Source organism: Lacicoccus alkaliphilus DSM 16010 (assembly GCF_900142805.1).
GTDB lineage: Bacteria > Bacillota > Bacilli > Staphylococcales > Salinicoccaceae > Lacicoccus > Lacicoccus alkaliphilus.
Window position 1 is genome coordinate 1 of record NZ_FRCF01000014.1, and the last position, 12,740, is coordinate 12,740.

The window sequence follows — 12,740 nt, forward strand, 5'->3', positions numbered from 1 at the left end:
CCGGTGCGGTGCTCGGCGGGAAGCAGCTGAAGCTTGCCGACATCGACCTGCCGGCCGAACGGATGGAGATCTTCAAAAACGGCATGAAGATTGACGAAGGTTACGGGGAAGCCGTGCTCGGCAACCCGCTGGCAGCCGTCGTCTGGCTCGCCCGATCATTGGATGAGTATGGTATCAACCTGAAAAAGGGCGAAGTCGTCCTGGCCGGTTCACTGACCAAAGCGATGGATGTGGATGCCGGCGATGTGTTCGAAGCCCATTTTGAGAATCTCGGCTCGGTCAAGGTGGAATTTTAAAGCGTACGGCCCTCAGTCAGACTGGGGGCCGTTTTTCACTTTCAAATACATATCCCTGAATTTTCCCTTGGTGAAGATCACCGGCACCGGATAGAGCGGGTTCGCTTCCGCAAATGAATAGTCGACCATTTCATCTAGATCATCCTCTTCGATTTCAAGGATCGTTTCCCTGATGCCGAGTGATGCATTCAAGTCTCGGATACTACTTATGAACGCCTGCGCTTTTTCTTCAACAGTCTCTCCTGCTTCAGAAATTCCTGCAGCATCTGAAAGCCGGGCGAGGTCTTCATGAATCACAGGTCCGTATTCCTCCAGTACATAAGGCATGATGACCGCATTCGCTTCTCCGTGTGTCACCGGGTATTTCGCACCGATCTGATGGGCCATCGCGTGAATATTGCCGACATACCCCCTTGTAAATGTTCGCCCCGCAAGGTATGCCCCGTACTGCATATTGTCGCGCGCCTTTTTATTCTTACCATTATGGTAAGCTTCAGGCAGATTTTGGAATATCAGCCGGATCGCTTCCTCCGCCATGCTGCGCGTCGCTTTCGTATTGCTCTGATTGATGTAGGCTTCTACGACATGACTCACTGCATCCATCCCGGTGTGCGCGGTGATTTCACGCGGCAGGCCGGTCGTGAGCGTTGCATCCAGAACAACGATTTCGGGCCGGAGGGCCGGGTCCATGATGGCATACTTCGTCTTATTCTCCGTATCTGTAATGACCGTCGCAATCGTGCCCTCACTTCCGGTCCCGGCAGTCGTCGGCACCGCGATCACCGGCGGCAGCTTCCGCCTCACTTTGAGCAGCCCGTGGTACTGCCTGATGTTTTCATGACCCGCCTCCGCCATCACCGCAGCCCCTTTCGCACAATCCAGCGGTGAGCCGCCGCCGAAGCCGATGATCGCATCACACTGGTGTGCATTGAACATCGCAGCCGCTTCAACGGTGTTCTCATCCGTCGGATTCGGGACTGTTCCATCATAAATGAAATACTCGATGCCCTGGGACTTGAGGCCATCAAGCAGACCGTCCATCAGACCGGCCTTCCTGATGCCTTCATCAGTGACGATGAGCACTTTATTGTAATTCCGGACTTTCAGGGTTTTGGGGAGGATTTCAAGCATCCCTGCCCCGCGGAGGCACAGCGGCGGCTTCCAGTTCAAAAATTTAACCGCCTGCCTGAGAATCCCCTGATAAACCCGGGCGTAGGTTTCGTAACTTTTGTTCTCCATTTGATCACCTGTTTTATAATATTCTTCCCCTTCAGCGCGGATTTCTAACATGGGCAGAGGTGTACTTTATTGATGTAAAGGGTAAACTGCATATAACATCTTATTTAAGGAGTGATATCGATGATGTCGAGGAAGTTCCTGCTGGCAGGCGGGCTGTCGACCATCCTCGTGCTCGGCGCATGCGGCGGCGAGGAAAACACGGATACGGACACCGACACCGAGCCGGTCGAGCAGGAAGACAGAGGCGAAGACATTGATGAAGAAGAAGGCGAAGATGACACTTCGACGGATTAAGGTGATCGAGAGTGGTGCTACGAAACATGGATTTCATATGAGTTCGTGGCGCCAAAGCCACACTCGCGCTACGAAAGACGGATTCCATATGAGCTCGTGGCGCCAAAGCCAACCCCACGCTACGACACATGGATTCTATATGAGCTCGTAGCGCCAAAGCCACCCTCACGCTACGAAACACGGATTTCATATGAGTTCGTGGCGCCAAAGCCACCCTCACGCTACGAAACATGGATTCTATATGAGCTCGTAGCGCCAAAGCCACCCTCACGCTACGAAACACGGATTTCATATGAGTTCGTGGCGCCAAAGCCACCCTCACGCTACGAAACATGGATTCTATATGAGCTCGTAGCGCCAAAGCCACCCTCACGCTACGAAACACGGATTCCATATGAGCTCGTGGCGCCAAAGCCACCCTCACGCTACGAAATCCGGATTCCATATGGGCTCGTGGCGCCAAAGCCACCCTCACGCTACGAAATCCGGATTCCATATGGGCTCGTGACGCCAAAGCCACCCTCACGCTACGAACCCTGCTTGCTATATGGGTTCATGGCACTGATGTAATAACGTAATCACAAAAACACCCCGCCAGGTTCGTGACCTGACGGGGTGTTTCGCATATTATGCTTCTTCTTTAACGTACGGTAACAATGCCATGTGACGTGCGCGTTTGATCGCGACTGTCAGTGGACGCTGATACTTCGCAGAAGTACCTGTTACACGTCTTGGAAGAATTTTACCACGTTCTGAAATGAACTTTTTAAGAAGTTCTACATCTTTATAGTCGATGTGCGTAATTCCGTTTGATGTGAAATAACAAACCTTTTTACGACGACGACCGCCTCTTCTTGGACCTGCCATGAGAAAGCCTCCTTTAATTATAGATTGTCTGGTGAGTCTCGTGTGTGTGGTCGACTCTCAACCTTACGAATCCATAATTCCGTTCATTACGTGTAATATGCCCTGTGTGTATGTGCACGATATATCATACAACACTACAGGCCCTGTTGTCAATATACACAATCTAAGATTCGTTCGCTTTCACACGGATGAACATCAGCATGAAGAACGACAGTATGACGATGACGATCACCCACGCCCAGGCGAGTGTCATGTTGCCCGACTGGAGTGCCACATATATCGCAGTCGGGAGCGTCTGTGTGCGCCCGGGTATATTCCCGGCAACGATGATCGTCGCACCGAATTCCCCGAGTGCCCGGGCAAAGCTGAGCAGTGCACCGGTGATGAGGGCCGTCCTTGCGAGAGGCAGTGTGATTCTGACGAATACCTGCCATCTGCTCGCCCCGTCGACTCTTGCGGCATTTTCGATATCTTCACTGACGTTCAGGAATCCGCCCTTGGCCGCCTGGTACATCAAAGGGAACGCGACCACGGTGCTCGCAACCACTGCTGCATACCACGTGAATATGATGGTATCCCCATAGAGCCACGCAATCGCCTCCCCGACCGCGCTGTTGTTGCCGAAGAATACGAGCAATAAAAACCCGACGACCGTCGGCGGCAGTACAAGGGGCATCATCAGGACCGTCTCGATGATGATCTTCCCCTTGAATTCCTTCCTTGCCATGAACCGCCCGATGATGATGCCGAGGATCAGGACGATGATCAGAGCAATGAATGCGACCCTTAAGGAAAGCAGTACAGGTGTCAGGAACTCCTGGGCGGTGATATTACCGGTTGATAAAACCATATTCATTGAAAACCTCACCGGCTGCTTCACTCTGCATGAACTCGAAGAAAGCAAGCTGTGCCGCTTCATTATCCGTATCGTTCATCATGCCGAGCGGATATACGATTTCTGAATGTGCATCTTCCAACGCTGCATCGATGACATCGATGTCCTCACTCATCAGCGTGTCCGTATGATAGACCACGCCCGCATCGACATTGCCGGTCTCAACATAATTCAACACCTGCCTCACATCTTCTGCATATACGAATTTCGATTCGATGTCCTCCATTATACCCATACTTTCAAATGCTTCCACGCTGTATTCACCTGCAGGCACCGATTCCGGATTGCCGATGCCGATCTCATCTGCATTTTCCAGGTCGTCAAAAGAGGTCACCGTACCACTGCCCGCCGGCACGATGAGGACCAGTTCATTCGTGAGCAGGTCCACTGCGTTTTCCTCATCGATGTGACCTTCCGCCATGACCTCCTGGAAATGGTCCGCATTGGCGGAGAAGAATAAATCCACCGGCGCCCCCTGGAGGATCTGCTGCATCAGGGCACCCGAACCGCCGAAGTTATACTCCACTTCGACATCCGGATATTCTTCATTGAAAAGTGTGGTGACCTCATCGAGTGCATCGACGAGGCTTGCTGCAGCGGAAATCGTGAGTGTGCCTTCAACCACGGCTTCCGTGTCTTCCGCCGCTTCTTCAGGCGCTTCCACCGTCGTATCGGTCGAGTCCTCATCCTCCTCAATCGTTTCGGCAACTTCCCCGTTTCCGCAGGCTGCCATGACAAACACGGCAAGCATCAGCACCAAAAACTTAAAGCTGTCCATATATTTCATTTGCCGAAGCCTCCTTTCCCTCAATTCAGTTTATGTAAGTTCAAGTATATTGATTATGCATATCAAAGTAAATGATACTTGGACGGCGCAGATGACAATATCCGGAATTATTATTCCTTTACTTCCCCCTTACGCCGCCTATACAATTGATTCAGGAAGAATTCCAGGAGGGATGATGATGACGAAGGAAAACGCAGCTGTAAGGGAAGCAGGTGCCCAGTTCAACCTGAGTGTCATGAGTGATGATTTCGCAGAAGTGATTTTAGGGGCGCTCGATGCAGTCGAGACGAAGAAAGTCTGGATGAAGACCGATGATGTGGCGACGGCTGCGACCGGCAGCATCGCGGATGTATTCGATGTGGTCAAAGCCATCTACCTGCACGCGGCAAAGACCGGCCTGCATGTGGAGATGAGCGGCAACATCGTGCTCGGCGGCTGCAACACGGGGGAAGATGAAAATGACCGTAAGGAAATCCGTCTCAATGAAGAGACATCCAGTCAGATTTCCCAGCAGGCCGGCTGCAGATTTTCAATCTACCCCCTCGGCGAGGCAGGTTATATCGAAAAGATCACAAAATCGGTGGAGAAGCTCCCCGATTATGGCGTCGAAGTCAGCATGGCGCCGTTTGCGACCCGTATCGACGGCGAAGTGAATGATATTTTTAAAGCTTTGGAAACGACATTCACCGAGATTCAGGAGACGAGCGCGCACGTGGTCATGCCTTTCACGATTTCGTGCAACAGTCCGTCAAACCGGTGAACATGAAAAAGGCGCAGGTCCCAAGTGACCTGCGCTTTTTTTATACGATCGACAACATCCTCTCGAGACTCTCCTTGGCGTAATGTGCCGTTTCCCCATCAACTTTGATCAGGTTCTGCGTATCACCGGCCACAATCTTATCCAGACACCATGCCAGGTGGGGCAGATCGATGCGGTTCATCGTCAGGCACGGGCACATGATCGGATTGAGCGATTCGATATGCAGATGTGGATTTTCCTCCTTCAGCCGGTTCACGAGGTTCATCTCGGTCCCGATCGCCCAGCTCGTGCCGGGGGCGGCATTGTTGATCATATCGATGATGTACTTGGTTGAACCGTCATAATCCGCCATCTGGACGACTTCATGCGTACATTCCGGGTGCACGAGGACATTCACATCCGGCATCCTCTTTCTGACATTCTCGATATGGATCGGCCAGAATTTCTCATGGACGGAGCAGAACCCTTTCCATAAAATGATTTGAATGTCCTCCCTGTCCCCGTCGAACTCCAGCCTGCGGTTGACGGGGTCCCACACGGCCATCTTTTCAAGAGGTACCCCGAGTTCAAAGGCCGTATTGCGCCCGAGGTGCTGATCCGGAAGGAATAAAATCCTCCGACCCTTGGCGAGCGCCCACTCGATGACTTTTTTTGCATTGCCGCTCGTCACACATGAACCGCCGCGCTCCCCGACGAAAGACTTGATTGCAGCACTCGAGTTCACATAAGTGAGCGGCAGTACGCTTTCCCCAAAAATTCCGCTCAGCTCCCTGTCACAGATGAGGGCCTGGTCGATGTTTGCCATATCAGCCATCGAACAGCCGGCATTCAAATCCGGCAGATAGACGTTTTGATGATCCGCCGTCAGTATATCAGCGGTTTCCGCCATGAAGTGGACACCGTTGAAAATGATGTATTCCGCTTCATGATCTTTACATATACGTGCAAGCTGCAGCGAGTCCCCCATCACATCCGCGAATTGCGCCACTTCATCTTTCTGGTAATGATGAGTGGGCATGAAGAGTCTCGCGCCCATTTCTTCTTTGATACCGGAGACTTTCTTCTCCAGTTCTTCCGTCGTCGCACTCAAATAGTATTCAGGTATGCGTTCAGGCACCTGCGTCATAATATTCATGTCATTTAACCACCTTTAATGTAATGTCCAACGCTTCCTGATGATGGAACAGTGCGCCGGCCGATATGTAATCCACACCGGTTTCCGCATATTCTTTGACCGTATCCAGGGTGATGCCGCCGGAGGCTTCCGTCCGTATATGTGGCGGCACCAGATGGATGTGTTCCCTGATCCACCCTGTGGCGCAGTTATCGAACATGATGATGTCGACATCATTGTCCACCGCTTCCTTCAGCATCTCCACGTCTTCGATCTCCACTTCAACCTTGTCCATCGGCCCGGTCAGCATCCTCGCCCTGCCGACCGCGGCGCCCACCGACCCCATGAAATCGATATGATTGTCTTTCAGCATCAGTCCATCGTTCAATGTCCTCCGGTGATTCCGGCCGCCCCCGGCGGTGACCGCATATTTTTCGAACATGCCGAGTCCCGGTGTCGTTTTTCTCGTATCAATGATTTCAGCCCCTGTGCCGGCAGCCTGCTCCACAAACTCACGTGTCTGCGTCGTGATTCCCGACATTCTCTGGACGAGGTTCAGCACCGTCCTTTCCATGGTCAGTATCGCCCGTATGCTGCCGCTGATCCTGGCGATGGTGTCCCCTTCCCTGACTGCCCTGCCATCTTCCAGCAGCACTTCGACTGCCATATCCGGATCGATCATCCTGAACCCTTCTTCTATGACCACGCTTCCCGAAAAGTATCCACTTTCCCTGGCTATCATTTCCGCATGACCGGTCAGACCCGCGCCAAAAATCTGTGTGGAAATATCACCATGATGATTGTCTTCAATGTAGAATTGTTTGAGCTTTTCCCTGACGTTCAATATATTGAGCATCCATTTTCCCCTCCTTCATACTCACAATCGTATCCATTAACGGACCGGTGCGGGCGCCCGGGAAGTCCGCCCTGCGGTGGCCGCCCCTCGTCTCTTCCCGGAGCAGCGCCGATTTCACCACGGCTTCAATCGTCTTCATTTCAGCATGGGCTTGAAAATTTTGAGTCGTCGCGGTGCCCGTCCCCGCCGTCTGATGCGCTTCATCGATCAAGCCGAGGAGCCCCATGAGCGGACGGCCACTCCTGATGATGCCTGCTGCACTCATCGCCCGCTCCTTGATTTCATCGAACATGGACACATCATATACCGGCACTTTGACCTTGCAGGTAAAGGTCCTGTTTTTTGGTCTGTGCATTGTCCGGTTGATTTTTCCGGCTGCATGCGCACCCATCACGAGCGCCTCCAGCAATGCATTGCTCGCCAGACGGTTCGCTCCATGAAAATGTGTGTGTGCCGTTTCCCCGATGACGTATAAGTCCGGGACCGATGTGCTGCCGTCGATATCGGCAACCGCTCCGCCCATCGTGAAATGTGCACCCGCCGTGACGGGGATCCTCCCTTGCTGCAGATCCACTTCGAAATGTCTCTTCACATTTTCATGGATCGTCGGGAAATTTCCCGGGAAATCCTTTACACCGTTGATATCCAAATATGTCTGTTCACCTCTTAATGCCCGCTTATGAATCTCATAACTCGTTACATGTCTGGGAGCCAGGTCTTCAAGCGGATGCACATCCTCCATGATCCGGCCCCCGTATTCAGCCCTCAGCACACCGCCGGCGCCCCTGACCGCTTCAGAGACCAATCCATACGTTCGTCCAGCCGTACCAAGCAATGTTGGATGAAACTGGACCATTTCCATCTGACGGAGCGCGACTCCGGCTTCCCAGGCGAGTATATGTCCGCTGCCCATCCGGGGTGAAGCACCGGAGTTCACAGTGTAGAGTCCGCTGAACCCGCCGGTGGCAAGGATGACCGCATCACAAAAATGATGATGCTGCACATCTTCACTGTCCACGGTCACTACACCGGCAGCTCCCTCATCACCGGTGAGCACTTTGATCACCGTCTCACCTGTATGGATTTCCACCCTGCTGCTATCGATCCCCTCTGCAAGAAAGCGACACAGGTGTTCACCCGAGCGGTCCCCGCCTGCATGGAGGATCCTCGGCGAATGATGACCGCCTTCCATCGCAAAATCCAAACACCCGGCCTCATCCTCATCAAACGCCATCCCACCGGCAATCATTTCTTCGATCAGCGGATGACCGGCCCGGATCACCTCCCCGATGATTTCCTTAGAACCCAATGCATCTCCGGCCGTATATGTATCTTCAAGATGCCCCGCCCCCTCGTCGCCCTCCCTGCCAGAGTGGCAGATGCCGCCCTGGGCCAGGTGGCTGTTATTCTCTTCCATCCGGTCTTTTGTAAATAAAACCACTTCCGCATCACCGTCCAGATGACGGATGCAACTGAGCGCGGCAAGACCGGCACCGACAATGATCATCTTTTTCATAGTTTACACCTTTATTTACAGTATAGTTTACATTAATATAGACATTAAAGGAAAAACAATAATAAATCAAGGAGATTCATATGATATATTTTGATAATGCTTCAACCACCCAGGCGTCAAAAGCAGTTTTAAACAATTATTTGGAAATGTCCGAAAAGATGTATTTCAACAGTGAAAGCATCCACGGCGGCGGACTCGATACAGCGTTCATACTGGACAATGTCCGCAATTATATCCGTGAGTACTTCAATACCGATAAGCATGTCATCTTCACGCGGAGTGGTTCACATTCAAACGATATTGCACTTCAGTTACTGCTGAAAAATAAAACAGCGAATAAAATATTGGTCTCGCCCTATGAACATATGTCCATTTCAGCGAGCCTCCACCCTTACACCGCCCTTTACGATATCGTCCATATGCCGACGAAAAGCAACGGCGAAATCGACCTCGAATCCCTTGAGGAGATGATGGCAGATACGCAATGCATCATTTCCACCCATGTACATTCGGAGACGGGATACAGGCTGCCGGTTGAAGGGATTGCCGAAATCGCCGGTTCATACCATGTGCCTTATCATATTGACGGTGTGCAGGGAATGTACGATCATCTTTCTACTGGCGGCCTCTGCACCTCATACAGCTTTTCGGCGCATAAAATCCATGGTGTCAAAGGGGTCGGCGTCCTTCTGATGGATTATGAGCATCTCACACCGCTCAATCCACATTTCCATCATGAATACGGCACACAGAACGGCACATTGGACGTACCCGGCATCGCGACGCTCATCCAGGCACTTGAGGCAATCGATGACCCCCGCGCCATGAGGGATATGAGGCATCATTTGAACACATCCCTTTCGGCGCTTGGTTTAAGGGCACTCGACCTGAATCATCATGCGGATCACATCTCGAGTTTCATCGTGCCCGGCATGGAAGGCCAGTATTTGATGCAGAGCCTTTCCAGCAGGAACATTTATATCTCGACAGGCAGTGCGTGCGGACACGGTGTGCTTGTCAGCCGCGGACTCGGGAACCTGATTGCAGAAAACTACGGCGCCTCGGCGGATCAGTATATACGTATTTCATTATCGAGGTATAATAGTATGGAGGAAGTACAACAGCTGATCGAGTGTGTTGAAAAAATCGTCAAGGAGGAATGAGCGTGAGTAAGGCAGAACAGCGTCGGGGGAGCATTCTCGAGGATTTGATGCAGGCGGATGCGGCCATCAGCGGGGCATCCCTCGCAAAAAAGTATGATGTATCCAGGCAGATCATCGTCAGTGACATTTCCATCCTTAAATCTCGAAAACATGAAGTGGTATCCACCAGCAAGGGATACGTATATCAGCCGGCTGGCGAAAAAGGCAGGCCGGTCAAGAGGGTCGTCGCCTGCCGTCACACGTTCAGTCAGATGGAAGAAGAACTGTCACTGATCTTGGATAACGGGGCGATGATCGATGACGTGAGCATCGACCATCCCGTCTACGGTGAGCTCGTCGGGGAGCTGATGATTGAAGATGCCGGGGACATGCATGCTTTCCTGAAATTGATGGACAGCAACAAGAGCAAGATGCTCGCGGAATTGACGGATAATATCCATCTGCACACGATTTCCGCCCACACAGAAAAAATTTTGGATAATGCAGTCGAAGATTTGAGGCGGCATGGATTTTTGCTGGAATGATGCGGACACTACTCTGAAAATCCGGGCCGGCAGATGCTCCCGATGAATAAAATAGCACTGAATTTCATAAAAATGAGTGTTAATATTTCAATCATTTGAATATTACATTTATAATGAATATAGATCCGATTTCAGAAAGGGGTATTTATTTGGCACAACTTGCAGGACTTGGAAAGTCAGGTATTTATGTTCACCCTATCGCACTAGGAACAAACTTCGTGGGCGGCCACAACTTATACAAGAATGTGGATGAAGAAGCGGGCAGGCAGACTGTGCGCGATGCGCTCGATAATGGTGTGACGATGCTCGACACTGCCCAGTCATACGGGCCCCACCGTTCGGAAGAGCTCGTCGGCGAAGTATTGAAGGAGTATCAAAGGGATAAGGTGGTCGTGGCCACGAAGGCTGAACGCCGTGATGAGGGGAACGGCAAAAAGGTCATCGACAACAGCCCTGAATATTTGAAGCAAAAAGTGGATGAGTCGCTTCAGCGCATGCAGCTCGAGTACATCGACCTGTTTTACATCCACCACCCGGACCCGGAAGAGAAGACGCCGCTGGATGAAGCAGTCGGTGCATTGAAGGAGGCGAAGGATGCAGGAAAAATCAGGGCCATCGGCGTTTCCAATGTGACACTCGAGCAGCTGAAGAAAGCAAATAAAGACGGCTACGTCGATGTCGTGCAGAATGAATATAATTTACTTAACCGGGAAGCCGAGAACGGGATGTTCGATTATTGTGATGAAAACAACATCACCTTCATACCCTTCTATCCTTTGGCCGCGGGACTGCTGGCAGGGAAGTATGATGAAAACTCCAAGTTCGATGACCTGCGCTCCAAGCTGCCCTTCTATCAGGAAGACCAGTTCAAGGAGAACCTGGCCAAAGTCGAGCAGCTGAAAGATATCGCCGCAAAATACGAGGAGGCAGTGGCCCAGGTCGTGCTGGCATTCTATTTGACGCGCCCTTCCGTCGGTGTCATCATACCGGGGGCTAAAAGAGGTGCCCAGATCAAAGAAAACATGAGGGCGGCGGATATAGAGCTGAAGGATGAAGATATCCGGCAGATTGCCGAGGTATTCAAGTGAACACTCAACGGGGATGAAACGGGCAGCCGGGTTCATCCCCTTTTTTAAATGTTGAATGACCCGTTTTTCAATACGCCTGAACCATAATTGTCGAAACTCTCCCAATCTTTACAATCTTTACATGTTATATTATTATTTCTGTATACAGTATACAAAGGGTGGTCGAATATGTTGGAAAATATCAATCAAAGAGTCACTGAGCTGGAAATACCGGGCACGCGCCAATTCTCAAACAGGGTATCCGCATTCGAGGATGGCATCAACTTTACGATCGGGGAACCGGATATCCCGACACCGGAGACAGTGAAGAAAGCAGCCATCAGGGCGATAGAAGACAATCAGACCGGTTACTCCCATAATGCGGGTTTATTCGAACTCAGGAAAAGCGCATCGAATTTTTTCAAGGATGTTTACGGGGTCACATACGATCCCGAAGACCAAATCGTCGTGACGACCGGTGCAAGTGAAGGTCTGAGATCCGTTTTTGAAACCATTCTGAACGAAGGTGATGAAGTCATCATCCCCGCACCATGCTACTCGGCTTATGAACCGCTGGTCGACCTGCTCGGCGCAAGTGTGAAGTATATGGACACGACCGACACCGGTTTCGTTCCCGATCCTGAGCAGCTGAGAAGCATGATGACGGAGAGGACGAAAGCGGTACTGCTCAACTTCCCGTCCAATCCGACAGGTAAAGTGTTGTCGGAAGCCGAGATGACACCACTCGTCAAAGCGCTCGCAGACCATGATATCTTCATCATCGCAGATGAAATCTACAGTGAAATCACTTATGACGCGAAGCACATTTCATTCTCCCAGTACCCGGAACTGCGTGACAAATTATTCCTCGTCCACGGATTGTCAAAATCGCACTCGATGACAGGCTGGAGACTCGGCTATGTGCTGGGTCCCGCGCATCTGATGCCGTATGTCCTGCGGGTCCACCTGTACGATACGATATGCGCCTCCCTGCCGAGCCAGTACGCTGCGATCGAGGCGCTGGACAACAGCCGGCACAGCCCTCATGAAATGGCTGAAATCTACCGGGAGCGGCGCGACCTGATCATCAGGAAGCTGACGGCACTCGGCTTCGAAACGAAAACACCGCAGGGTGCATTCTACGTTTTCCCATCGATAGAGAAATTCAATATGACTTCATTCGAATTCGCGGATAAACTGCTTGAAGCAGAGCATGTTGCGGTCGTCCCCGGCAGCGGCTTCACGGAATTCGGTGAAGGTTTCATCAGGATTTCATATGCCACTTCCATTGAAAATATAAATGAAGGACTGAAGAGGATCGAAAGATTCGTGGAGGACCTTTCATAATAAGTTTAGAGGGTG

13 protein-coding genes and 1 pseudogene are annotated in these 12,740 nt (G+C 51.5%); 7 read left to right on the plus strand and 7 right to left on the minus strand.

The genetic code is table 11. From position 1 onward, the window contains the following. Positions 1-296: pseudogene (locus BUA12_RS11510) on the plus strand (2-keto-4-pentenoate hydratase); the annotation flags it as partial. 12 nt (positions 297-308) lie between these two features. Here BUA12_RS11510 and BUA12_RS11515 read toward each other — a convergent pair. After that, entirely contained in the window at positions 309-1,535 is a 1,227-nt protein-coding gene (locus BUA12_RS11515) for an iron-containing alcohol dehydrogenase (protein WP_072710770.1), read from the minus strand. 120 nt (positions 1,536-1,655) lie between these two features. Between BUA12_RS11515 and BUA12_RS13115 the strand changes: the two genes are divergently transcribed. Beyond that, positions 1,656-1,829, plus strand: coding sequence for a hypothetical protein (locus BUA12_RS13115; RefSeq protein ID WP_178138268.1), 174 nt, complete (start codon positions 1,656-1,658; stop codon positions 1,827-1,829). A gap of 627 nt (positions 1,830-2,456) precedes the next feature. Here the strand turns inward: BUA12_RS13115 and rpsR are convergent. From rpsR to modA, 3 genes are all read right to left on the minus strand, one after another. Next, positions 2,457-2,696 carry a 30S ribosomal protein S18 gene (gene rpsR, locus BUA12_RS11520; protein WP_072710771.1) on the minus strand — a complete coding sequence of 80 codons (240 nt, stop codon included), beginning with the start codon at positions 2,694-2,696 and terminating at the stop codon, positions 2,457-2,459. Between the two features lie 163 nt (positions 2,697-2,859). Next, positions 2,860-3,546, minus strand: a complete 687-nt coding sequence (gene modB, locus BUA12_RS11525; protein WP_072710822.1) for a molybdate ABC transporter permease subunit — start codon at positions 3,544-3,546, stop codon at positions 2,860-2,862. Beyond that, complete coding sequence (modA, locus tag BUA12_RS11530; RefSeq protein ID WP_072710772.1) at positions 3,527-4,378, minus strand: molybdate ABC transporter substrate-binding protein; 852 nt, start codon at positions 4,376-4,378, stop codon at positions 3,527-3,529. The genes modB and modA overlap by 20 nt, the downstream gene beginning before the upstream one ends. 178 nt (positions 4,379-4,556) lie before the next feature. Between modA and BUA12_RS11535 the strand changes: the two genes are divergently transcribed. Further along, positions 4,557-5,138 (plus strand): YkoF family thiamine/hydroxymethylpyrimidine-binding protein, encoded by a 582-nt coding sequence (locus BUA12_RS11535; protein ID WP_072710773.1) that lies wholly within the window; start codon positions 4,557-4,559, stop codon positions 5,136-5,138. A 40-nt stretch (positions 5,139-5,178) separates the two neighbouring features. Here BUA12_RS11535 and nadA read toward each other — a convergent pair whose 3' ends face one another. Genes nadA through BUA12_RS11550 form a run of 3 tightly spaced genes read right to left on the minus strand, consistent with a single transcriptional unit; the run spans position 5,179 to position 8,624 of the window. Further along, positions 5,179-6,273 (minus strand): quinolinate synthase NadA, encoded by a 1,095-nt coding sequence (gene nadA / locus BUA12_RS11540; RefSeq protein WP_072710774.1) that lies wholly within the window; start codon positions 6,271-6,273, stop codon positions 5,179-5,181. Between the two features lies 1 nt (position 6,274). Beyond that, complete coding sequence (gene nadC / locus BUA12_RS11545; protein WP_072710775.1) at positions 6,275-7,108, minus strand: carboxylating nicotinate-nucleotide diphosphorylase; 834 nt, start codon at positions 7,106-7,108, stop codon at positions 6,275-6,277. Continuing rightward, on the minus strand, positions 7,059-8,624 hold the full coding sequence (locus tag BUA12_RS11550) for an FAD-binding protein (protein ID WP_072710776.1): 1,566 nt from the start codon (positions 8,622-8,624) through the stop codon (positions 7,059-7,061). Before BUA12_RS11550 ends, nadC begins: the two co-directional genes overlap by 50 nt. 80 nt (positions 8,625-8,704) lie before the next feature. Between BUA12_RS11550 and BUA12_RS11555 the strand changes: the two genes are divergently transcribed. From BUA12_RS11555 to BUA12_RS11570, 4 genes are all read left to right on the plus strand, one after another. Beyond that, entirely contained in the window at positions 8,705-9,787 is a 1,083-nt protein-coding gene (locus BUA12_RS11555) for a cysteine desulfurase family protein (protein WP_072710777.1), read from the plus strand. Further along, positions 9,784-10,311 (plus strand): transcription repressor NadR, encoded by a 528-nt coding sequence (locus BUA12_RS11560; RefSeq protein WP_072710778.1) that lies wholly within the window; start codon positions 9,784-9,786, stop codon positions 10,309-10,311. Before BUA12_RS11555 ends, BUA12_RS11560 begins: the two co-directional genes overlap by 4 nt. 149 nt (positions 10,312-10,460) lie before the next feature. Further along, positions 10,461-11,399 carry an aldo/keto reductase gene (locus BUA12_RS11565; protein ID WP_245772814.1) on the plus strand — a complete coding sequence of 313 codons (939 nt, stop codon included), beginning with the start codon at positions 10,461-10,463 and terminating at the stop codon, positions 11,397-11,399. Between the two features lie 168 nt (positions 11,400-11,567). Next, positions 11,568-12,725 (plus strand): aminotransferase class I/II-fold pyridoxal phosphate-dependent enzyme, encoded by a 1,158-nt coding sequence (locus BUA12_RS11570; RefSeq protein WP_072710780.1) that lies wholly within the window; start codon positions 11,568-11,570, stop codon positions 12,723-12,725. The last annotated feature ends 15 nt before the right edge of the window (positions 12,726-12,740 follow it).